The following is a 20,883-nucleotide window of genomic DNA, read 5'->3' as shown; positions in this document are numbered from 1 at the left end:
GGAGACCCACGCCTCCTCCCACCGACCGGAGAATCCATGGACGCGCGCACCACATGGCCTGCGTTGCTCACGGCCCTGATCGCCCGTGAGCACCTCACCGCCGATGAGACAGCCTGGGCCATGAGCGAGATCATGTCCGGGTCCGCGACGACCGCCCAGATCGCCGCCTTCGCCGTCGCCCTGCGGGCCAAGGGCGAGACGGTCGCCGAGGTCACCGGGCTCGCGCGCACCATGCTCGACCGCGCCACGCGGCTGTCGGTCGACGGCCCGACCGTCGACATCGTGGGCACCGGAGGCGACCGCGCCCACACGGTCAACGTCTCGACGATGGCCGCGATCGTCGCGGCCGCCGCCGGGGCGCGGGTGGTCAAGCACGGCAACCGCGCGGCGTCCTCCTCGTGCGGGGCGGCCGACGTGCTCGAACACCTCGGCGTCGTGCTGGACCTGCCCCCGGAGTCGACGGCGCGCACCGCCGTCGAGGCGGGCATCGCCTTCTGCTTCGCGCCGGTCTACCACCCCGCGCTGCGCTTCGCCGGGCCCGCCCGCAAGGAGATCGGCGTCCCCACCGTCTTCAACTTCCTCGGCCCGCTCACCAACCCGGCCCGCCCGACGGCGCAGGCCATCGGCGTCTACGACGCCCGCATGCTGCCGGTCATCGCCGGCGTGTTCGCCGAGCGCGGCGTGTCGGCCCTGGTGTTCCGGGGCGACGACGGGCTGGACGAGCTGTCCACGGCCACGACCTCCACGATCTGGGTGGTCAGAGACGGCACCGCCGTCGAGACCTCCTTCGACCCGCTCGACATCGGCGTCCCCCGCTCCGAGCCCGACGCGCTGCGCGGCGGCGACGTCGAGTTCAACGCGCGCGCCGTGCACGACCTGGTGGGCGGCAAGACCGGCCCGGTACGCGACGCCGTGCTGCTGAACGCCGCGGCCGCCCTGGTCAGCCTGGACCTCGCCCCCCTCGACTCCGCCGAGCCCGGCCCGGGAGTCCCCGGGGACGCCCTGGTCACCGCCATGCGCGGTGCCTACACCCGCGCCGCCGAAGCCATCGACTCCGGCCGCGCCGCCGAAACCCTGACCCGCTGGGTAGAGATCAGCCGCATCCACAAGAACTCCTAACCCCCCAAAACACCAACACCCCCTCCACCGGGTCGCCCCCTAGGACCCCGGCGAGGGCAATCCCAGCCGCTCCCACCGCCGGCTCCCCCCTGTCCGATTACGGGCGACCGCCCCCTTCAGAGGTTCGCCTGCCTGGCGGTGACCTTGGTCGTTTCCGCGGTCGGCTTTGCTCCGGTCGAATGCGAGTGGCCGCCCCCTTCGTCGGGCCGCCTGTCTCTCCTGGCCGCTGTGGGTTGTTCGGTCGGCGCCGATGGGGTGGGAGGAGGTACGGCGAAGCCGGCGCCCCCATACGTTGGCCGACCGGCGATCGTGCGTGCGCAGGATTTGAGAGCCATCGTCCACAGAACGTGACTCGGCCGCGAGCAGGATCAGGTGATCCACAGGAAGCAGTTGAGCGGTCTGGGCATCTCCCGGCACCGCATCCGCCGCCATCTGCAGGCGGGCCGTTGGCAGCAGGCGGGCCGCGCGCCCCTTCTACCTGGCCGTTCTGGGGGATGCCCAAGGGGCGCGCACGCGCTGACCGCACGTGTACGGGCAGCCGGGCGTGCCGGTCGCGTGCCTTCTACGTCGGCATCTGTAAGCGGCGCAACCTGGTAACGCGCCGCTTGCCGGACGGGCTAGGACGGGTTAGTCGGCCTCGTTGAAGCCGATGGAGAAGGCGGCCTCCAGGTCGTGCTTGGAGTAGGTGCGGAAGGCGAGGTGGGTCTCGGTGGCGAGGACGCCGGACACCTTGTTGATGCGCCCGGGGATCACCTCGGCGACCTCGTCATAGGTGGCGACCCGCACCATGGCGACCAGGTCGTAGTCACCGGTGATCGAATAGACCTCGCTGACCCCGTCGAGCTCGGCGATCGTCTGGGCGACTTCGGGAATCCGGTCGACCTCCGCCTTGATGTGCACGATCGCGGTGATCATTCGCGCTCTCTCCTTTGAGTACGGTCTGGCCCGACTCTAGCGCCGTCCGGACGGGGCACCGTCACTGCCTCTCACCCTCGTCCGCTACACCGGCCGCGCTCGTTCGTCGTACACGAAACCCGCCGCGCCGTGCTCGAGCACCGCCGTTGTGAGCTGAACCGCCTGGTCGACCGGTTGTCCGTCGAAGATCAAAAACGTCGGACGGCTGTTGTCGAGCACATCATGGCCGAAGGAAGCCGGCGATCGGCCACCTGAGGCATGCGTACCGGACATGAGTCCGTCGGCCTCGGCGGGAAATCCGGCACTCAAGGGCCTTATGGGATCGCTGCCTTTGACCGTGCGGAAAAAGTATCGAGCACGGGTGAATGCACGGGCTGAGCATTCCCAGGGGCCGCCGGCTCGTCCGCCGTCCGCTCATTTGTGGACGGGGCGACAGCGCGGCCGGGGGACAAGGCGCCTCTGGCTTGTTTCCAGGGCGCTCGCCGCGCTGTCGCCCCCGCTTTCGGGGTGTATTTCCTCGCCGCGAAGGAGCGTATTAGTCCGGCTGCCGTTGTCCGGGGACGGAAACGTCGTCCGCGCCTTCCCGGCGCTTGTACTTCACCTCGAACCAGACGGTCCGGCCGGTGTCGTCCTCGTAGACGTCCCAGCGATGGGAGATCGTCTGGACGAGTCGCAGGCCGCGCCCGCCTTCGGCGAACAGGTCGCCGCTGACGTACGGGGCGGTCTCGCTTCCCGCGTCCACCACGTCGACGTGTATCAAGTCGTGGCAGTCGGCGAGCGCGAGCGTCACCCTCCCGCCGTTCTTGGAGTCCGAATGGACGATGGCGTTCGTGACGACCTCGGAAACCAGGAGCGTCACGTCATCGAGGGCGGGGTGTTCGCCGCCGAGTTTTTCTCTCACATACCCGCGTGCGCGAGAGACCGACTCGGGAGCACCGATGAGATCGATGACTCCGAGCAGGCTTTCTGTCGTCATGCGCTTGCCTTTTCGTCCGTCGGAAAGTCCTGCGCGTCGTGCGGACTTCGCCTTATCAGATTGACGACCCGGAGCTACGATCGGAATCGAAATCGGCCGACCTTATGCCTACAGTTCTGTCAGCAAGCCGGTCGGTCATTTGAAACGTCCGAGTTCGGTCAGGTAGGTGAGATTTGTTCCCCCAAAAAGAAATAGACCCCCACGAATCCCCCCGTGCCCTGTTCGCCTTCGAGCTCCGCCGCCACCGGCACCTGGCGAACCTCACCCAAAGGCAGCTCGCCGAGCGCATCGGGTTCTCCGACTCGATGGTCAACCTCGTCGAGCTGACCAAGCGTCGCCCGTCGCAACGCTTCGCGGAGCTGTGCGACCGGGCCCTGGGGCTCGACGGCACCATGACCAGGCTGTACACCGCCACGACGTGGCCGCAGGCGCCGGAGCATTTCCGGCCGTGGCTGGACGAGGAGCAGGACGCCACGGACCTGCGCTGCTGGGAGCCGACGATCGTCCCCGGCCTGCTCCAGACGGAGGGGTACGCCCGCCAGATCCTCGGCGTCTCGCCGGGCATCACCGGCGAGGAGGTGGAGGACCGCCTCGCGGGCCGAATGCGGCGGCGGACCATCCTCAACCGCGACAGGCCGCCCGCCATCAGCGTGGTCATGGACGAGGCCGTGATTCGGCGCAACGTCGGCGGCGCGGCCGTGATGGGGGAGCAGTTGCGGTTCCTGCTGGAGATGGCCCGGCATCCCCAGGTGACCATCCAGATAGTGCCCTACGCGACCGACGTGCACTGCGGGCTGGCGGGCGGATTCATCATCGCCGAGCGGAACGGATCGGCCTACGCTGCCTTTGTGAGCGCGCAACCTTACGGGCGCACCCTGGACGACCGGACGACGATCGCCCGGCTGGTCCGCGGGTACGACGCGATCAGAGCTGAGGCCCTGTCGTGCAAGCAGTCTCTCCGGCTCATTGAGGAAGTGGTGCAGCGAAATGACCCCTGATCTTCCGGGCCTGCGGTGGCGTAAGAGCAGCTTTAGCGGTCCCGAGGGCGACAACTGCGTTGAGATCGCCTCGAACCGGCCCGGCCTCGTCGCGGTCCGCGACAGCAAGACCCCGGCGGGCCCGGTCCTCATTGTCGGGTCGGGTGAGTGGTCTACGTTCGTGGCCGGGATCAAGACCAGCGCGCTGGACGTCTGAGCAGGCCCTTCTCGCTGTGGCGGCGCCCGCTACAGCGAGAAGGGCCGACGGGAGAGCGGGCGTGTGGTGGAGACGCGCAGGTGGGTCCGGCTTTGGCTGCTGCCCCGTCGAAGCCCACTCCGGTCAGATGATTGAGAGAGTTCCATCCTGTATCCCCAGGTAGATAGGGCTGGTCTGATGACGGTCAGGTGTGAAACGAGCCGCTGGGCAGGCTGAAGCCCGGCACGACGGGTTTGTCCGTCGTGCCGGGCATGTCAGACGGTTCGCAGTGCCTCGGTGGGTTGCATGCGGGCCGCGCGGATGGCGGGGAGCAGCCCGGCGATGGCGCCGATGGCGACGGCCGCGCCCAGCCCGCCTGCCCAGGCCAGCGGGGGTACCACGGTGGCCCAGTTCTTGATGTGGGTGTAGATGGTGGTGGCCAGGGTGCCGATGGCCACGCCGGCGAGGCCGCCGAGCGCGGCCAGCAGGATCGCCTCGGCCAGGAACTGGAGGCGGATGTCTGCTCTGGTCGCTCCGAGGGAGCGGCGCAGGCCGATCTCGGAGCGACGTTCGAGGACCGAGATGACCATGGTGTTGGCGACGCCGATGCCGCCGACGAGCAGTGCCACCGCGCCCAGGCCCAGGAACAGGCCGTTGAGCGCGGATTGGGCGGCCGCGCGGGCCACCAGGGCGGAGGAGGGCTGGCTGACTTTGACCTCGCCGGCGTTCTGCGGGTTGGCGGTGGCGGCCAGTACCTTCTGCACGTCGGCCACTTGTTCGGTGGCCGCCCGCACGTAGATCGTGGTCGGATGGCCGTCGAAGTGCAGGTATTTTTTGGCGGCCGGGTAGCCGACCAGTACCGCGGAGTCGATCTCCGGTGTCAGTTTGGCCGGGTTGAGGATCCCGGCGATGTAGAACCACTGCCCGCCGACCCAGATGCGCATCCCTTGGTGGATCTTTGCGATGCCGAGGCGCTGGGCGGCGTCGGCGCCGAGGACGGCGACCGGTTGCCGGGCGGTGGCAGCGTTGAGATAGGCGCCTTGGGCCAGGCTGGTGCGCACCGCGCCGGGCAGGTCCAGGCTGGCCGCGCTGACGGTCAGCGAGTTGGTGTTGAAGGCGGGGATGTAGGGGTTGCGGAAGGCGTTGGCCTTGGTTTTGCCGGTGTGTTCGACCTTCTCGACCGGGCCGATTCTGGCGATCATCCCCGGCGCGTCGTTGGGCAGTTTCGCATTGTCGCCGCCCATGGTCTGGCCGGGGGTGACGGTGAGCAGGTTGGTGCCCAACTTGTCGATCTCGGCCAGCAACCCGGCCTGGGAGGAGGCCGACAAGCCCAGCACGGCCACCATCGCCGCGACGCCGATGGCGATGCCGAGCGCCGACAGGGCCACCCGCATCCGCCGGGTCCGCAGTCCCAGGCCGGCCACCCGTGCCAGGTCGGCCGGATACATCATGACTCCCGCCGATCGGCGACGAGGTGCCCGTCCAGCACCTCGATGCGGCGGGGCAGCTTCGCGGCCAGCTCCCGGTCGTGTGTGATCATGATGATGGTGGCGCCCTCGGCGTTGAGCTCCTTCAGCAGTTTGAAGATCGCGGCTCCGGAGACGCTGTCGAGGTTGCCGGTGGGCTCGTCGGCCAGCACGATCGCCGGGTTGCCGACCAGCGCCCGGGCGATCGCGACCCGCTGTCGCTCACCGCCCGACAACTGCGGGGGGCGGTGGTTCAGGCGATGTCCCAGCCCGACCCGCTCCAACGCCTCGGACGCTGCCTGCAGTCTGGCGCGATGTTCAACACCCGTATACAGCATGCCGTCGGCCACGTTCTCCAAAGCGGTGGCGTGCTGGGCCAGGAAGAACTGCTGGAAGATGAATCCGATCCGCTCAGCTCGCAGCTTGGCCAGGGCGCGGTCGGACATGCTCGCGACGTCGTCGCCGACGATGTGGACCGTGCCCGAGGTGGGCCGATCCAGGGTACCCATGACCTGCAGCAGCGTCGATTTGCCCGACCCGGACGGCCCCACGATGGCGACCAGTTCGCCGGCCTCGACGGTGAAGCTGGCCTCTTCCAGCGCCACCACCGGTGTCGCGCCAGGGTAGACCTTGGTCACCCGGTCCAGTTCCAGAACACTTCTCATGACGCCGGCACCACGATGTTCTGGCCTTCGGCCAGGCCGTCGCCGGTGACCTCGACCTTGCCCTCGCTGTCGTCGAACAGCCCGGTCGTCACACCGACCAGCCGATGCTTGCCACCGGTGTCCACGACCTCGACCGCGTAGCCGCCACCGGCCAGCGCGAGCAGCGAGTTCACCGGCACCGACAGCACGTCCTTGGCGGTGTCGGTGACTATCGACACCTGTACCGGCGCCTTATCCAGGCTTCCGGTCTGCTTCGGCCTGGTCGGCCGGATCTTCACCTCGATCGTGGTCCCGCTGTCGGAGGTGGTGGCGACCTTGCCGACATCGGAGACCACGCCAGGCACGGCCTTGCCGTTGGGCAGCGTGATGATCACCTTGTCGCCGACGGCCACCTGGCTCTGCTGGCCGGCATTCAACTCGACGGTGACCTGCCGGGCCGTCGAGGAGGCCTGCAGCACCACGGTCCCGGCCGCCGTCTGCGCGCCGCTGACCGCATTCACCTTCAGCACCCGGATCGTCTTGGCTGCGACGAACACCGCCTGGCCGAGCGAGAGGTTCCCCGACTCTTCCAGCCCGACCTTGTCCTGCAACTCCCGAAGCGCGTTGTGGGTGGCCCTGCCGAAATAGTCGGAGTCGGGATCCAGCTCGTCCTTGGTCGCGTAGCCGAGCGCCACCAGCGCGGCATTCAACTGCCGGACGTCCACGCCCTCCGTGCCCCACGACAGCGACCGGTAAATGGGAACCGCACCGTAGAGCAGCATCACGGGCTTGCCGTCCACCCGGTACAGCACCTTGCCTGCATTGATCACCTGGCCCACGGCGGGCAGCTTGGTCACCGTACCGCTGGCCTTGTTGACGACCTGAAACTCACCCGCGTACCCGAGCGTGCCGTTCTGCAGGGTGCGGGCCGACAGCGTGCCCTTGGTCACCTGCGCCACGCCGGTCCTGGCCGCGCTATGGGCGGCGGTGGTGTTCGCCACGGGCGCGGCGAACGGGTCGGCGCGCAGGAACCAGACACCTCCGGCCACCAGCGCGCCTGCCGCCGCCAGTCTGGCCGTCCAGCGCATCGCGCTCAACTGCCGCCGCCGGTCTTACTGGGGGCCATGTTCCGGATGCTCTGCGGCTGGTATTGCTCGCAGGCTTCCTCGGCCTTCTTGAACTGCGGTGTGTTGGGGTCATCGTTGAGCTTGAAACCGCCGTCGGCGTCGGGGTCGGGGAACGACGGCACGCCGTTGTCGCGCATGCACGTGGCGTACTTGAGCTTGTCCGAGGTGGACCATGTCTCGCCGGGGTTGTTCTGCGGGGGCGGGGCGGGCATGAACTCCTTACAGGCCTCGGCGGCCTTCTTGAACGCCGGGGAGTTGAGGTCGATCCCGTCTCCCATGCCTACGCCCGGCTCCGGGTCCTTGAAATTCGGCACGCCGTTCTCGCGGACGCACTTGGCGAAGGCCACTGGATCGGCCTGGGAACCGCCCTGCGGCGCGGCGGACGCCGAACCGGCCTGCGGCGCCATGGATGCCACGGTCCTGGCGGGTTCCTGGCCGCTCCCGCAGGCCGCGCCAGCCAATGCGACGACGGCCAACGCGACGGCCAACGCGATGCTCCTGCGTGAGCGCTTCCGCCTGGCCACGCTCCGGCTGGGGATGCCTTCCATTTCGATCTCCATCGTGTGCGGTTGGATGAGCCCCGGTCGCCGGGGCGGCACGTGCGGTGGCGTCCCGGCGACCGGGCAGGGCTGGGATTGGTCAGTTCTCGGGTACGGGGGTGCCGTCGCAGCCGCTGTCGATTCGGCCCGTGTTGAAGTACGACACGAGCTTGGCGGCGCAGCTCGGCACTCGCAGGACCGACCCGTGCACGTCGTCGTCGACGGTGAAGATCGTGCCTCCGATAGCGGCGTGCATCTGCTTCGTCCACTCGTACAGGGAGACCGATTCGTAGCGGTGTCCGGACAGCACCAGCGACCCGCCGGTGCGTTTGACCTTGATCTTCTGCACCGGCAGCGGCCAACCGGCGCACTGGGCGGAGAAGCCGCTGGCCCGCCCCGTTACCGGGTTGTCCTCGAGTCGCCGCTGGTAGGTGGCCCAGGCGTCGGAGAAGCCGAGCCGGCTGGGATCCTCGTTGCAGAAGACGGCCTGGCCGGTGGTCGGGTTGAACCGCTCCGGGGCGTCGGCCGCCGGGGGCGTCTGCGGTCCCTGATTCATGAGCTTCTTGAGGGCGGGCGGCGCGGTGTCGCCCTCGTCCTGCATTTCCTTGAACGCCTGGGCGACCTGCGGCCAGTCCGGGGCGCTCTGGATGGCCAGCATGGCGACCGTGGCACCGTCGGCGACCATCTCCCAGTCGCTGTAGTGTTTCGGGTTCTCGTCATAGGCGCGGCGGAGCGCCACTACCTTGGTCCGCACCTCCTGCGCGGTGGTGCCGAGGCCGTAGGTGTCGTTGCGCTTGGCGATCCAGGCCGCCATCCGCCCAAAGTTGCGCTCGCTGCCCGCGGCATGGCCGTCCTCGAAGTCGTCCAGCCGGAAGTGCACGGGCGACACACTGTCCAGGAACATGCGCCCGACGCTGCCCGGGAAGGTGCTGCGGTAGACCGCGCCGAGCCAGGTGCCCCAGGAGATGCCCAGGAAGTTGAGCTTGCGCTCGCCGAGCGCGATCCGCACCCGGTCGAGGTCGCGGGCCGAGTTCAAGGTGGTGAGCTGGCCCAGGAAGGCGGGATCGGAGCTTCCGCAGGCCTTGTTGTTGGCCACCCCGCTGTCATAGGTGCGCTTGGCCGCCGCCTCGGTCAGCGGCCCTGGCTCCGGCGCCTGCCCGCCCATGGCCGGGCAGCTGACCTTGGTGCTGTAGCCGACCCCGCGGGGGTCGAAGCCGATCAGGTCGTAGCGGTCGTTGAGCTTCGCGTTCGCCTGGTTCATTGAGGCGATCTGGAGGGGGAACAGGTAACCGGCGCCGCCTGGCCCGCCCGGGTTGAGCGCCAGGCTGCCCAGCCGGTGCTTGCGGTCGGCGGCCTTGACCCGGGTGATCGCGATGGTGATCTGCCGTCCGCGTGGTTTGCGGTAGTCCAGCGGAGCGCTGACGGTTCCACACTCCATCCGGCCCAGTAGCGCGCGGAATTTCCGCAGTTGCTCGTCGGAGACGACGAGGGTACGGATCACGTCGTCGGAGTAGGTGGGGCAGGAGCTCCACTTGACCGAAGCCTGGGCTTGCCCGGTCGCGGCCGTCGCGGCGGGCGAACCCGCGACCAGCGATGCCAGGGTGACGGCACCCACGGCCATGGCCGTAACCGCGCGACCGGTGAGGGATTCACGTTGAGACATGCGGCCAACCCTGCTGCCGGCCGCGCTGAACCCGCGTCTGCCCCCAGCCGCATGTTCACATCTGTCGCCAGATGTATCCCGGCGCCGCCGGATCAGACTTGCGGCAGACGCGCGCGCGTCGGGCCTGGCCGTAAGCTCACAGGTTCATGACGGATCTTCGCGCGTGGTCACGCTTGCCGATGCCGCAGGACGCGGCGCTGGCCGCCGTGCTGCTCGCGATCTGCGTGCTGGTCAACGACCCGAACGCGATCGTGGGCAAGACGGCGGGCACCCCCGTCGTCGGCGGGCAGGCCGTACAGCTCGCACTCTGGTGGGGGGCGACGGCACTGGCCGCGGTCGGTGTCACGCTCCGCAGGCGCCGGCCGATGCCGATGCTCGCCTTCTGCGTGCTCTCTGCCGTGGTGCACGTGGCCAAGGCCGCGCCCCTGATGATCATCGATCTGAGCCTGCTGGTCCTGCTCTACACCGTCGCCACCCGCTACGAACGGGCCGTCTCGCTCGCCGTCCTGGCCTGCTTGCTGCTTGTCGCCTCCGGATGGAGCCTGTACGACGCACGTCCGATACCTGGGCCATCAGATGTGCTCTCGACGGGCCCCGGCCTCGACACCCCATCCACGCCGAAAGAGGTCATGAGGGTCCACCGCAGCGCCTCGGCCGATACCTGGAGTGGCCTGTCTGTGCTCGGATCGGTTCTGGTCGCCTCCTGGGCGATCGGTTCCGGCGCCCGCAGCCGCCGCGCCTACCTCGATGAGCTCCACGCACACGCCCGGGATCTCGAACGCGAACGCGACCAGCAGGCGGCGCTCGCGGTGGCCGCCGAGCGCGGGCGGATCAGCCGGGAACTGCACGACGTCGTGGCCCACGGCCTGTCCCTCATGGTGATCCAGGCCCAAGGCGGCGCCGCCGCGCTCGACAACAACCCCACCGATACCCGGGTCGCACTGGAAGCGATCGTCAACACCGGCCGCGGCTCCCTCGCCGACATGCGACGAGTGCTCACCGCAGTGGGAGAGGTGGACGACGCCTGGCATCCGCAACCCGGCCTCGCGCACCTGTCCGCCCTGCTCGCCCAGGTGAACAGGGCAGGCACACCGGTACGGCTCCGCGTGGAGGGTTCACCTGCGGCGCTGCCCTCGGCAGTGGATCTGTCGGCCTACCGCATCGTGCAGGAAGCCCTGACCAACACCATGAAGCACGCCGGAACGGGTGCCACCGCCAGCGTGGTCCTCAACTACCACGATGCGGAGATCGGCATCGAGATCAGCGACAACGGCCACGGCCGGGCCGGGGACATTGGCGGAGGAAACGGGCTGCGAGGCATGCGCGAGCGCGTTAAGTTGCTCGGCGGCACGTTCGCTGCAGGCCCCGAACCCCGAGGCGGGTTCGCCGTGCGGGCAGCGCTCCCGATCCAGGGACACGCCGCATGATCCGCGTACTGCTCGCCGACGACCAGGCCCTCGTCCGTACCGGCTTCCGCATGATCCTGGAGAACGCCCCCGACATGCAGGTCGTCGGCGAGGCAGGCGACGGCGCGCAGGCAGCGGAGTTGGCCCTCGAACTCCAACCCGACGTCGTGCTGATGGACGTCCGGATGCCCGAGGTCGACGGCGTCGAGGCGACCCGCCGCATCTGCGTCGGCACCAGCCGGATCCGGGTACTGATGCTGACGACCTTCGACCTCGACGAGTACGTCTACGCCGCCCTCCACGCCGGCGCCAGCGGATTCCTCCTCAAAGACACCCTCGCGCCCGACCTGCTCTCAGCCATCCGTGTGGTCGCACGAGGCGACGCGGTCGTCGCGCCCAGCGTGACCCGCCGACTCCTCGAACGATACGTCGGCATCGGCGCCGCCCCGGTCACACCCACAGCCGACCTCGACGTTCTGACCGAACGCGAACGCGAGGTGCTGAGCCTCATCGCCCGCGGCCTGTCCAACACCGAGATCGCCGACTCCCTCTTCCTGTCCGAGGGCACCGTCAAAACCCACGTCAGCCGCGTGCTGGCCAAACTCGCCCTGCGCGACCGTGTCCAGGCCGTGGTCTTTGCCTACGAAAGCGGCCTGGTACGCACTGGAGCCACCTAACGATCTTTGGTCGCGAAGTTCTGGACGTGTGTGTCACCCGCTGCTCGCCGACGCGTACACCACGACTGCCGCGGCTGCGCCAGGTGCTTCAGGCGTGAGCACGCCCTGTCAGCGCAGGGGGCGGCCTTCGCGGGGTTGGCGGGGTTGCAGGCCCTTGTAGGCGCGGTCGATGCGTTCTTTGAGGCGGCCGGCGCCACGGGCGGGGAGGCTCCAGGTGCCCTCGACGCGTACCAGGCGGACGCCGGGGGAGTCGAGCCAGCGCAGGATGCACTCGGTCTCCTCGGCGATGGCGGCGGGCAGCGGGCCGGGGCCGGGGGTCACGGTCTCGGCGGTGGCGACCAGGGCGTCGACGTACGGGTTCGGGTGGGCGCCCTTGGGCATCACCCCCGCGGCGGCCAGCCGGCCGTGCCGCACGACGTGGATGTCCCACCCGCCGTCGAACGCGGGGCTCGCCGCGATCAGCTCGGGAATGCCGGTCAGCGACCGGAGCCGCTGCATGCGCGCGGCGGTGCGCACGTAGACGGCGAGCCGGTCGCGGTCGACGGCGGCCTCCTCGTAGCGCTGCTCGGCGGACAGCCGTTCCATGCGGGCCTCCAGCGCGGAGAACACCGGGCCGGGGTCGTTCTCCATGGCGGCCCGGGCCTCGTCGGCGTGGCGGCGGTAGTCGTCGATGCCCTCGCGGCCCTCGCACGGCGCCCCGCAGCGGCCCATCTCGGCCAGCGCGCAGGCGGGCCGCCGGGTGCGCACGGTGATGCGCTCGGTGCACTGGCGCAGCGGCACCGCCTCGTACAGCGCCGTGCGGGCGTCCTCGGCGCCGCGCGCGGAGGTGAAGGGGCCGAGGTAGGTGGCCTGGTCGGCCTTGACCTCGCGGACGATGGACAGGCGAGGGAAGGGCTCGTCGGTCAGCTTGAGCCAGACGACCTTCTCCGGGAAGCGGGACCGGCGGTTGTAGCGGGGTTTGGTGGACCCGATCAGCCGCAGCTCCCTGACCTCCGCCTCCAGGCCGGTGGCGCACACGATCGGCCGCACCCGCTCGGCGATGCCGATCATCTCGCGGATGCGGGGCCGGGTCTCGCTCGCGGTGAAGTAGGACTTGACGCGGGTGCGCAGGTCGCCGCTCTTGCCGACGTACAGCGCCTCGCCGCGCTCGTCCTCGAAGACGTAGACGCCCGGGGCGCTCGGGACGCTCGCGGCCAGGTGGCGCTTGCGCTTCTGCTCGGGCGTCGGCGCCCGCACGAAGCCCTTGAGCTCTTCGAGGGTCTGCACGCCGTACGCCCCGACGCGCTCGATCAGCGCGTGCAGCACGTCGACGGTCGCCTTGGCGTCGGCGAGGGCCCGGTGGCACGGCTCGGTGGTGCTCCGGAAGACCCTGGCCAGCGTCGAGAGCTTGCAGTTGGGGACCTCGTCGCGGGTGAGCACCCGCCGCGCCAGGTCGGCGGTGTCGACCACGGGGTTGACCGGCGGGGGATAGCCGTGGGTCTGGCAGTTGGCCTTGATGAAGCCCACGTCGAAGGGGGCGTTGTGCGCGACCAGCGTGGCGCCGCGCACGAACTCCAGGAAGGACGGCAGGACCTGCTCGATGCGCGGCGCGGCGATGACCATCACGTCGGTGATGCCGGTGAGCACGGTGATGAACGGCGGGATGGGACGCCCCGGGTCGACCAGGGTGGCGAACTCGCCGAGCACCTCGCCGCCGCGCACCTTGACCGCGCCGATCTCGGTGATGGCGTGCTCGGCGGGCGACCCGCCCGTCGTCTCCAGGTCGAACACGACGAAGGTCACCTGGTCGAGGGGCGTGCCGAGCTCGTCAAGCGTTCCTTGAACCCCGATCTCCACGTGCATGACCATACGAGCGCGCTCCGACAGTTCGGTACCGGCGGTCCCTGCTTCGATCACTTCCAGTAGCCGCCGTCGAGCATGCTCTCGATCGCGGCGCGGTGCATGACCAGGTCGTTCGGGTCGTCGGGCATCGCCTGCTCGCCGAAGTGGATCCGCCGCTGCCAGACGCGGGCCATGATGATCCCGTGCCGCAGGGCGGCGTACATCTCGTAGAACTCCATGTCCCTGGGCTGGTATCCGGACAGGGACCGGTACTGGGCGCAGACCTTCTCGCGGGTCATGAAGCCGGGCAGGCCGGGAAGGCCCATGATCTCGGCGACGTCCTGGAAGAAGCGGTGCAGGAAGATCATCCAGGCGATGTCGATCTCACGTGGACCGACGGCCGCCATCTCCCAGTCGAGCACCGCGACGGGCGTGAAGTCGCGGTACATCACGTTGCCGATGCGCGCGTCGCCCCAGCTGATGACGTCGTCCCCGGTCTCGTCCGGCCAATGGTCCTCGAGCCAGGCGAACGCCTCCTCAAGGACGGGGATGCGCCGGGCGCCATGGGCCCACTGGTAGTAGGCCCGCTGCTCCTCGACGTGCCGCCGCAGCGCCGAGCCGCCGGGGTGCTCCGACCGCAGGAAGGCGATCTCCTCCGGCCGCAGGGGCGCGTCGTGCAGCCGCGCGAGGATCTCGACGGTCCGGTGCTGCAGGCCGGCGAGGTCGGCGGGCTTGGCGTCGGCGAGCCAGCCTTCGAAGGTGTAGGGGATCAGGTCCGGCGGGACGTCCCCGGTCTCCCGTTCCATCACCAGGAAGGCGGACCCGAGGGGGAGGGGGTCGGGCTCGAACCACAGGGCCAGCGGGACGGGGATGCCGGCCCGCAGCCGTGCCACCCGCATCACCTCGAACTGCTTCGCGAGGTCGTATTCGGGAAAGACGGGCACGGCCTCCGCGGCCGGGGCCATCCTCGCGACGCATTCGAGCCGCTGATCCGCCTGGTCTTCGGTCCAGGACGCGGTGAAGAACAGCGTCTCGCTGGACAGGCCGTTGGCGGAGGGACGCGACAGCTCCGACACGGTCACCCCGGTGGCCCCCTCCAGCCGGCCGGTGAGCCAGTTCTGCAGGCGCTCGCGGAGTTCGCCCAGGTCACGGGTCGAGGTGCGCATCTCTTCCGGTTCGGTGCTTCGGTCGCCGGGCGTCGCCATCGCGGTCTCCCTCATCGGTGGTGGCCCTGTCGTATACCCGTACCAAGCGCTTGTCCATATGCCGTTCACCGGCCGGTAACCCGGCGGCAGGGGGTCGGAGGCGTGGCTCGCGGGGCAGCCGGGGGTCCAGAACCCGGTGGGAAGCGCGCTGACCACGGACGCGTCAGCCGTACCCTTGTCGGATAGACGAGAATTGAACGGCCAGTCAGCTAGGGGAAGACGGATGAGTTCAGCCGGAGAAGGCCTGTCTCGCCCGCTGCCCGAGCAGGTCCGCTTACATGTCGTCGAGCTCGCCGCCCAGGTGCTCGGCACGTTGCAGCCGGCCGCGATCCCGCCGCCGCTCCGGGGGATCGCCCGGTTCGACCCGCGCAAGCGCGCCCGGCTGGGCAGCGCGCCGATCGCCGCGCAGCTGGAGACCGACAAGGAGTTCCGCGAGATCGTCGCCGAGAGCCTCCAGGAGGCCTGGCCCGAGCTGGTCGCCAGCCTGGAGGAGGGCAACGTCCCGCCCGCGGCCGAGCCGGTGATCGTCGCGTCCGCCGCCTACCTGACGCGGCCGCCCGGATGGCCCGATCTGGTGGAGATCGCCCGCGCCGACCTCGAGCAGGCGGCCGCGGCCGCCGAAGGCAGCGCGCAGGAGCATGCCGTCGTACGGCTGCGCGAGCAGCTCGCCGCACAGAAGGCCGCCGCCAAGGAGGAGACCGACCGGTTGCGCGAGCAGCTCAAGGTGTCCCGCGCGGAGGTCGCCGACCTGCGCCGCAGGCTGCATGACGCCAGGGAGCGCGGCAGGCTGGCCGAGGAGCGCGCCGCCGAGCTGCAGGCGATGGAGCAGGAGGCCAGGGCCTCGGTCACCTCGGCCACCAGCACCGCCGAGAGCGAGTTGCGCAAGGTCCGCGAGCGTCTCTCCGACGCGGAGCGGGCCCTGGAGGCGAGCCGCCGCGCCACGCGTGAGGGCCGCAGCATCGAGGACGCCCGCATCCGCGTGCTCCTGGACACCCTCCAGGACGCGGCGGCGGGACTGCGCAGTGAGCTGGCGCTGCCCGTCGCGATCAGCAAGCCGGCCGACTCGGTGACCGCCGTGAGCCCCGGGCGGCCTTCGGTGCGCGCCGTGCCGGCCCGCGCCCTCGCCGACGACGACCCGGCGCTGCTCGACCAGCTCCTCGCCATCCCGCATCTCCACCTCATCGTGGACGGCTACAACGTCACCAAGACCGGCTACCCGTCGCTGACGCTGCTCGACCAGCGCTCGCGGCTGCTCACCGGCCTCGGCGGCCTGGCCGTGCAGACCAGGGTCGAGGTCACGTGCGCGTTCGACGGCGCGGAGCTGAACGGCCCGGTGCAGGTGTCGGCGCCGCGGGGCGTGCGGGTGCTGTTCAGCGCGCCGGGGGAGATCGCCGACGACCTCATCCGGCAGCTCGTCCGCGCCGAGCCGCCCGGCCGCGCGGTCGCGGTGGTGTCCTCCGACCGCGAGGTGGCCGACTCGGTGCGCCGGATGGGCGCCCGTCCCGTCCCGGCCACCCTGCTGCTCCGCCGCCTCGGCCGTTCCTGACCGTACATCCCGCCGTCTCGCCGAGGGCCGGGCGACTCCCTGTGTGAGGGCGGCTCCGTAGAGTGACGCGGCGGTGGGTGGGCAGAGACGAATCAATAGCATTTCCTGGGGAAAAGGTGCAGGTGTCCTTACCTTTTCTGTAGGATCGCCGCCCAGGTTGTCTCACTTGTCTCACTCGAGGGAGCTGGCGTCGCAGTGGTCGTGCGTGGCATCCGGAGAGCCGGGCGGATACCGGTCGTAGCCGGTCTCATCGCCGTCGTCATGGTCACGCAGGCAGGCGGGGCAGAGGCGAAGCCCAAGCCCACCGTCGCGCAGACCAAGGCGCGGCTCGCCAAGCTGAACGACCAGGCCGACAAGGTGGTCGACCGATACAACGACGCCGGCGAGCAGTACAAGAAGGCCCGCAAGGAGTACAACCTCCTCAACGGCCGGCTGAAGACGCAGGTCGGCAGGATCGACGACCTGCGCCTCGGCCTGGTGTCGGTCGCGGTCAGCACCTACCAGTCGGGCGACATCCTGGCCTGGCCCAACCTCGTCACCCAGGAGGACCCCGAGTCGCTCCTGAGCGGCCTCGCCTCGATCGACCAGATGTCCGCCGGCCAGTCGCGGAAGCTGAGCGAGTACGAGAACGCCACCCGCTCGCTCAAGGGGCAGCGTGACAAGGCCAAGGGCGCCTACGACAAGGCGCTCAAGCTCCTGGACGACCTGCGCAAGCAGAAGAAGGACGTCGAGAAGCTCGTCGGCGAGCAGGAGCAGCTGCTTCGCCGGTTGAACGTCTACAACCCCGGCAATCCCAACAGCGCCGGCATCAAGTACACCGGGCCGGCGTCCGGCAACGCCCGCACGGCGCTGCAGTTCGCCTACGCGCAGGTGGGCAAGCCCTACCGCTACGGCGGGACCGGTCCAGGCGCCTGGGACTGCTCGGGCCTCACGCAGGCGTCCTGGCGGGCCGCCGGGGTCAGCCTGCCCCGTACGGCCGCCGGGCAGTACTCCTGGGGCGCCTCGCGCAGGGTGTCCCTGGACGCCCTGCAGCCGGGCGACCTGCTCTTCGCCGCCGGCCTCGGGCACGTCGGGATGTACGCCGGCGGCGGCAAGATGGTCCACGCGCCCCGCACCGGGGACGTCGTGAAGGTCGTCCCGCTCTCCGCCTACCGCAGCATCATCGGCGCTGTACGTCCCTGACGCGCCGGACATCCGTCCTGCCGTGCGCGGCCACGCCCGCGGCCTCGCCGTGCTCCACAGGCCGGTTCAGGCGGCGCCGGGAGCCACCGGAAGGTCGCGGCGGCTCTTGAGCGGACCGGCCAGGAGGATCAGACCTGTCAGCGCGAGCGCACCCATCATGATCCACATGGCCGGGCGGGTGCCGATGGCGTCGCCGAGCACCCCGCCGAGCAGGGCGCCGAGCGGGATGGTGCCGTAGTTGACGAACTGCATGCTCACCGACACCCGGCCCATCAGGTGGCGGGGAGTGTAGGTCTGGCGGAAGCTCGCCTTGATGATGTTGCCCGCGACCACTCCCGCGACGACGAACAGGCCGCCCGCCACCGCGAACGCCAGGCCGGGCCCCGGGCTCGCCAGCGGGATGAGCAGCCCGAACGGGGCTCCCAGCATCTCGCACCCGAGCATGGCGCGGGCGCTCCCGAACCGCCGGGAGAGGTAGGTGGCGCCCGCCGCGCCGGCCACCCCGCCGAGGCTCATCGCGGCGATCAGGCCGCCGACCGTACCGGCGCTCACGCCGACGTCGCGCACCAGGAAGACAACGAGTATGGCCTGATATCCCATGAGGCCGAGGTTGCTGGCGGCCCCGAAGACCGTGAGCACCCGCAGGTAGGGGTCGCGGGCGACGAACCGCAGGCCCTCGCCGATCTCCCGCCGCAGCGTGCTCGCGTGCCGCTCGCGCGAGGCGGGGGCCTCACGGGACCTGATGCCGAGCAGGCAGAGCCCCGAGACCAGGAAGCTGAGCGCGTCGGCCAGCAGGCCGTTCACGGCCCCGGACACCTGCGCGATGAGGCCGGCGGCGCCCGGGCCCACCACCTGGACGGCCGACTCGCCGCCCTGCAGCTTCGCGTTGCCCTCCGGCAGGTCGGCGGGGGCGACGACGGCGGGCAGGTACACCTGGTAGGCGGTCTGGAAGAACACCTTGGCGGTGCCGGCGAGCAGCGAGACGGCCAGCAGGTGGCCGATGGTGAGCACTCCCCACCAGGCGGCCACCGGGACGCTGAGGAACAGCAGGAACGACGCGGCGTCGCAGGCGAGCATCACCGGCCGGCGGGGGAGCCGGTCGACCCAGGCCCCGGCGGGCAGGCCGATGACCATCCACGGCACCCAGGCCGCGGCGGCGAGCAGCGCCACGACGAACGTGCTCGCGTGCAGCGTCGTGATCGCCACGAGCGGCAGCGCCACGGCGGTCAGGGAGCTGCCGAAGCCGCTCGTGGTCTCGCCGGTCCACAGCAGCAGGAAGTCGCGCTCGCGTAGCAGGCCCCCTCGCCGCCGGCGCCGGACGGCGGGCGCCCGCGAGGTGGTGCCGGCCGCGTTCACGGCTGCCCCGGCACGCCGAAGGCGAAGACGAACACCGGGTCGCGGTGCCGCCCGTCGTCGGGGATCTCCCGGGTGGCCCACCGGTGGAACAGGGCGAGGACCTGCTGTTCGAACTCGGCCAGCTCCGCGGGGGTCAGCCGCAGCCACTTGTCGGTGGAGAAGGGGGCGTCCTGCCACGCCTCCCGCTCTTCCTCACCGGCGGCGTACCAGGCGCGGACCAGGCCCACATGGTGGTCGAGGTTGATGGAGGCGGCCGCGTTGGCGATGGCGGCCGTGGCCGGGTCGCCGCCGAAGTCGGACGTGGTCCAGCGCAGCTCGGCGGAGGTCAGCCGCCACCACCGCTCGCGCCGGTCACGGGCGAGCTCCGGCGCCTCCTCGATCAGGTCGCTCGCGGCCAGCATGCGCAGGTGGTGGCTGGCGTTGGCGACCGCCTGGCCGGTGTGCTCGGCCAGCATGCTGGCGGTGCAGGGGCCGTAGACCTTCAGGGCGTCCATGAGCCGTCGCCGCAGGGGGTGGGCGAGCACGGCGAGCACCTTCGAGTCGGTGATCTGACGCACTTCCTTGTGATCCATGCCACCAGCGTGACATGCACAATGACGCTTGCGCAATGACTATTGCTAAAGAACCATTGCGCATCTCGGGACGTCGTGCCGGCTGCAAGATCGTTAACTTCTGTGACTGGTGTGACTGATGTGACTCGCGAACGGTCTCGTTTCAGGACATGTGAGGGGAATCACATTTAAGTAACAGAGGCGCTTGATATGCAGGGGTTTCCTGGTTCACCACCCCCTTATTTGATCTCCATTTCTTGGTCACGACTTTGCCTCAATTTGGGGATCTGTGTAGCTTCTGGGCCGCGGCGAGCACGCCATGCCGTCGCGATGAAGCCGGTCATGATCGATGGGCGGCAGCAGAACAATCCAATGGTCACCGTCATCGAGTAAGGACGAATCAGGACCGCAGAGGGCGGTGACCTGCCGAATCCGTGCGGCAAGGAGCGCGGAACCGGGGACCCAATTGATCCCAAATGTGGGCTCAGGGGGTGAATCAGCGCCTATGGCGCTGTAGGGCGACTTCCATGCCCGAATCCGTCAGCTAACCCGGTAGGCGTCAGTGGAAGAATCAAGGAGCGATCCTGTCCAGCACCACCCAAAACCCTCGTCTGTCGCGCATTGCCCGCATCTCTCTCGGCGGGGTCGTGCTCACCATGACGGCCTCCGTTGGGGCGGTCGCGACACAGGCGACGGCGGCTGATGCCGCCACGGCGACCACCGCGCAGAGCATCGGTGACCCGGGTACCGTCTACGGTCCGGCCAGGTCGAACGAGGCGCCGGCCTCCGCCCAGCCGGGTGAGGCCGCCGGCTCGGTGAACCTGGTCGAGGCGGCGAGCACCACCACCTCGAGCACCACACAGAGCACCGCCACGGCGAGCAAGTCCAAGAGCTCCGCCAAGCTGAGCAAGGCCGCCAAGCAGAAGATCAAGGCGCACACGGCCGTCTCGGTGGCCAAGAAGCAGATCGGCGACCCCTACCGCTGGGGTGCCAGCGGCCCGGGCGCGTTCGACTGCTCCGGCCTCGTCCTGTACGCCTGGCGCAAGGCCGGCGTGAAGCTTCCTCGCGTCGCGGCCAGCCAGTTCCGCTCCGTGAAGAAGAAGGTCTCCTGGAAGAACCTCAAGCCGGGCGACCTGATGTTCTTCTACGGCCTCGGCCACGTCGGGATGTACGTCGGCCACGGCAAGATGATCCACTCCCCGCACAGCGGCACGCGGGTGCGGATCGAGAAGCTGTCCGGCTACCGCAAGGCCTCCTTCGTCGGAGCCGTGCGCCCCGGCGCGTGATCCCCGTGCCGGGGGACCACTTCCCAGGAGACCGTTCCCGAGAAGCACCCCCACACGCACGCTGACCACGCACCGCCGTGCAGGCCCCGTCCGCCTCCTCCCCCCTGGGGCGGCCGGGGCCTGCACGCATCTCTGTCCGCCTTCATGTCCTCCCCGGCTCCGCACGTGGTTCTCCGCGCTCGCGCTTTCCCGCCGGGGGGCGCCGTCGTACCCCGGCGGTAGATTGCCCGC

General features: G+C 69.9%; 20 protein-coding genes and 1 riboswitch. Of the genes, 8 read left to right on the top strand and 12 right to left on the bottom strand.

The genetic code is table 11. The annotated features are described in order from the left end of the window. The first annotated feature begins 36 nt into the window (after nt 1–36). Nucleotides 37–1,119 (top strand): anthranilate phosphoribosyltransferase, encoded by a 1,083-nt coding sequence (gene trpD / locus MYF83_RS07325; protein ID WP_248959424.1) that lies wholly within the window; start codon nt 37–39, stop codon nt 1,117–1,119. A 627-nt stretch (nt 1,120–1,746) separates the two neighbouring features. On the opposite strand, the gene MYF83_RS07320 is transcribed toward trpD, so the two are convergent. The 3 genes from MYF83_RS07320 to MYF83_RS07310 all read right to left on the bottom strand — a co-directional run bounded on the left by MYF83_RS07320 (nt 1,747) and on the right by MYF83_RS07310 (nt 3,010). After that, the gene (locus MYF83_RS07320) at nt 1,747–2,034 is read right to left on the bottom strand and encodes an Lrp/AsnC family transcriptional regulator (protein ID WP_248959423.1); all 288 of its coding nucleotides are present in this window, start codon (nt 2,032–2,034) and stop codon (nt 1,747–1,749) included. Between the two features lie 84 nt (nt 2,035–2,118). Next, the gene (locus MYF83_RS07315; protein ID WP_248959422.1) at nt 2,119–2,343 is read right to left on the bottom strand and encodes a hypothetical protein; all 225 of its coding nucleotides are present in this window, start codon (nt 2,341–2,343) and stop codon (nt 2,119–2,121) included. Nucleotides 2,344–2,569: 226 nt separating this feature from the next. Next, nucleotides 2,570–3,010 (bottom strand): ATP-binding protein, encoded by a 441-nt coding sequence (locus MYF83_RS07310; RefSeq protein WP_248959420.1) that lies wholly within the window; start codon nt 3,008–3,010, stop codon nt 2,570–2,572. A 173-nt stretch (nt 3,011–3,183) separates the two neighbouring features. On the opposite strand from MYF83_RS07310, the gene MYF83_RS07305 reads away from it, so the two are divergent. Then, nucleotides 3,184–4,008 (top strand): helix-turn-helix domain-containing protein, encoded by an 825-nt coding sequence (locus MYF83_RS07305; RefSeq protein WP_248959419.1) that lies wholly within the window; start codon nt 3,184–3,186, stop codon nt 4,006–4,008. Beyond that, complete coding sequence (locus MYF83_RS07300) at nt 3,998–4,204, top strand: DUF397 domain-containing protein (protein ID WP_248959418.1); 207 nt, start codon at nt 3,998–4,000, stop codon at nt 4,202–4,204. The genes MYF83_RS07305 and MYF83_RS07300 overlap by 11 nt, the downstream gene beginning before the upstream one ends. A gap of 254 nt (nt 4,205–4,458) precedes the next feature. Here MYF83_RS07300 and MYF83_RS07295 read toward each other — a convergent pair whose 3' ends face one another. The 5 genes from MYF83_RS07295 to MYF83_RS07275 all read right to left on the bottom strand — a co-directional run bounded on the left by MYF83_RS07295 (nt 4,459) and on the right by MYF83_RS07275 (nt 9,622). Further along, complete coding sequence (locus MYF83_RS07295) at nt 4,459–5,634, bottom strand: ABC transporter permease (RefSeq protein ID WP_308201410.1); 1,176 nt, start codon at nt 5,632–5,634, stop codon at nt 4,459–4,461. Beyond that, nucleotides 5,631–6,314, bottom strand: coding sequence for an ABC transporter ATP-binding protein (locus tag MYF83_RS07290; RefSeq protein WP_248959417.1), 684 nt, complete (start codon nt 6,312–6,314; stop codon nt 5,631–5,633). Before MYF83_RS07290 ends, MYF83_RS07295 begins: the two co-directional genes overlap by 4 nt. Next, nucleotides 6,311–7,381 carry a peptidoglycan-binding protein gene (locus MYF83_RS07285; protein WP_248959612.1) on the bottom strand — a complete coding sequence of 357 codons (1,071 nt, stop codon included), beginning with the start codon at nt 7,379–7,381 and terminating at the stop codon, nt 6,311–6,313. Before MYF83_RS07285 ends, MYF83_RS07290 begins: the two co-directional genes overlap by 4 nt. A 5-nt stretch (nt 7,382–7,386) precedes the next feature. Then, nucleotides 7,387–7,908 (bottom strand): hypothetical protein, encoded by a 522-nt coding sequence (locus MYF83_RS07280; RefSeq protein ID WP_248959416.1) that lies wholly within the window; start codon nt 7,906–7,908, stop codon nt 7,387–7,389. A gap of 151 nt (nt 7,909–8,059) precedes the next feature. Further along, nucleotides 8,060–9,622 carry an alpha/beta fold hydrolase gene (locus MYF83_RS07275; RefSeq protein WP_248959415.1) on the bottom strand — a complete coding sequence of 521 codons (1,563 nt, stop codon included), beginning with the start codon at nt 9,620–9,622 and terminating at the stop codon, nt 8,060–8,062. Between the two features lie 146 nt (nt 9,623–9,768). On the opposite strand from MYF83_RS07275, the gene MYF83_RS07270 reads away from it, so the two are divergent. Then, on the top strand, nt 9,769–11,049 hold the full coding sequence (locus MYF83_RS07270) for a sensor histidine kinase (protein WP_248959414.1): 1,281 nt from the start codon (nt 9,769–9,771) through the stop codon (nt 11,047–11,049). Then, on the top strand, nt 11,046–11,705 hold the full coding sequence (locus MYF83_RS07265) for a response regulator (protein ID WP_248959413.1): 660 nt from the start codon (nt 11,046–11,048) through the stop codon (nt 11,703–11,705). Before MYF83_RS07270 ends, MYF83_RS07265 begins: the two co-directional genes overlap by 4 nt. Before the next feature lie 108 nt (nt 11,706–11,813). Here the strand turns inward: MYF83_RS07265 and MYF83_RS07260 are convergent, their stop codons facing one another. After that, the gene (locus tag MYF83_RS07260) at nt 11,814–13,553 is read right to left on the bottom strand and encodes a DEDD exonuclease domain-containing protein (RefSeq protein WP_248959412.1); all 1,740 of its coding nucleotides are present in this window, start codon (nt 13,551–13,553) and stop codon (nt 11,814–11,816) included. A 44-nt stretch (nt 13,554–13,597) separates the two neighbouring features. Continuing rightward, entirely contained in the window at nt 13,598–14,731 is a 1,134-nt protein-coding gene (locus tag MYF83_RS07255) for a phosphotransferase family protein (protein WP_248959411.1), read from the bottom strand. Nucleotides 14,732–14,954: 223 nt separating this feature from the next. On the opposite strand from MYF83_RS07255, the gene MYF83_RS07250 reads away from it, so the two are divergent. Beyond that, nucleotides 14,955–16,277 carry an NYN domain-containing protein gene (locus tag MYF83_RS07250; RefSeq protein WP_248959410.1) on the top strand — a complete coding sequence of 441 codons (1,323 nt, stop codon included), beginning with the start codon at nt 14,955–14,957 and terminating at the stop codon, nt 16,275–16,277. Between the two features lie 195 nt (nt 16,278–16,472). Then, nucleotides 16,473–17,459 (top strand): C40 family peptidase, encoded by a 987-nt coding sequence (locus MYF83_RS07245; RefSeq protein WP_248959409.1) that lies wholly within the window; start codon nt 16,473–16,475, stop codon nt 17,457–17,459. A 66-nt stretch (nt 17,460–17,525) separates the two neighbouring features. Here the strand turns inward: MYF83_RS07245 and MYF83_RS07240 are convergent, their stop codons facing one another. Next, nucleotides 17,526–18,815, bottom strand: coding sequence for an MFS transporter (locus MYF83_RS07240; RefSeq protein ID WP_248959408.1), 1,290 nt, complete (start codon nt 18,813–18,815; stop codon nt 17,526–17,528). Continuing rightward, a complete protein-coding gene (locus MYF83_RS07235) occupies nt 18,812–19,387 on the bottom strand; it encodes an ArsR/SmtB family transcription factor (RefSeq protein ID WP_248959407.1) in 576 nt (191 codons plus the stop codon). The genes MYF83_RS07240 and MYF83_RS07235 overlap by 4 nt, the downstream gene beginning before the upstream one ends. Nucleotides 19,388–19,780: 393 nt before the next feature. Then, a riboswitch (cyclic di-AMP (ydaO/yuaA leader) is annotated at nt 19,781–19,940 on the top strand. 82 nt (nt 19,941–20,022) lie between these two features. Between MYF83_RS07235 and MYF83_RS07230 the strand changes: the two genes are divergently transcribed. Beyond that, nucleotides 20,023–20,652 (top strand): C40 family peptidase, encoded by a 630-nt coding sequence (locus tag MYF83_RS07230; protein ID WP_248959406.1) that lies wholly within the window; start codon nt 20,023–20,025, stop codon nt 20,650–20,652. Nucleotides 20,653–20,883 lie beyond the last annotated feature (231 nt).

Source organism: Sphaerisporangium perillae, from assembly GCF_023276435.1.
Taxonomy (GTDB): Bacteria; Actinomycetota; Actinomycetes; order Streptosporangiales; family Streptosporangiaceae; genus Sphaerisporangium; species Sphaerisporangium perillae.
This window is presented reverse-complemented; position numbering and strand designations above follow the sequence as displayed.